The sequence below is a fragment of the Mycobacterium sp. UM_CSW genome, assembly GCF_000455205.1.
Lineage (GTDB): Bacteria > Actinomycetota > Actinomycetes > Mycobacteriales > Mycobacteriaceae > Mycobacterium.
Window position 1 is genome coordinate 1 of record NZ_AUWQ01000164.1, and the last position, 970, is coordinate 970.

Here is a 970-nt window from a genome sequence, read left to right on the forward strand (position 1 = left end):
CACCACCGCGGGTCATCGGAAGGCGGTGCGCTGGGCGCGCGAGCAGTTTGGCGGTGATCTGGTGTGGGCGATCGAGGATTGTCGGCATTTGTCAGCGCGTTTGGAGCGCGACCTGTTGAGCGCTGATCAAAAGGTGGTACGGGTACCGCCGAAATTGATGGCGCTGACGCGTAAGTCTGCCCGCACTCCGGGCAAGTCCGATCCGATTGACGCGTTGGCCGTTGCGCGGGCTTATCTGCGCGAACCCGATCTGCCGGTGGCCTCCCACGACGAGGTGTCGCGGGAATTGAAGCTTCTCATTGATCGTCGTGAAGACCTTGTGGGGCAACGGACATCGACCATCAACCGGCTGTTGTGGCGGGTTCATGAGCTTGATCCGCAGCGGGCGCCCAAACCGGGGTCGCTGGATCTGGCCAAACATCGCAGACTGCTCAGTGATTGGCTGGCTACCCAGCCCGGCCTGGTCGCCGAGCTGGCCCGCGACGAACTGGCCGATATCACCCGGCTCACCGAGTCGATCACCGCGTTGGCCAAACGGATCAGCCAGCGCGTCCAAGCGATCGCCCCAACCCTGTTGGCACTGCCAGGCTGCGCCGAGCTGACCGCAGCCAAAATCATCGGCGAAACAGCCGGCGTGACCCGGTTCAAGAGCGAGGCAGCCTTCGCCCGCCACAGCGGTGTCGCGCCGGTGCCTGTGTGGTCGGGAAACACCGCCGGACGGGTCCGCATGACCCGCTCGGGAAACCGTCAACTCAACGCCGCGCTCCACCGCATCGCAGTCACCCAGATCCGCCTCGGGGGCCTCGGCCATGCCTACTACCGACACCGCCTCGCCGTCGGCGACTCCAGCACCGAAGCCCTGCGATGCCTCAAACGCCGCCTCGCCCGCGTCGTGTTCCACCATCTACACACCGACCACGCCAACCGAATCCAGCCTTGCCAACCGGCAGCGGCTTGACATAGGAGAAAC

At 65.1% G+C, this 970-nt stretch carries 1 protein-coding gene; it reads left to right on the forward strand.

The annotated features are described in order from the left end of the window. A partial coding sequence (locus N415_RS30225) for an IS110 family transposase (protein ID WP_068189956.1) occupies positions 1-958 on the forward strand: 958 nt, incomplete at its 5' end. Positions 959-970: the final 12 nt, after the last annotated feature.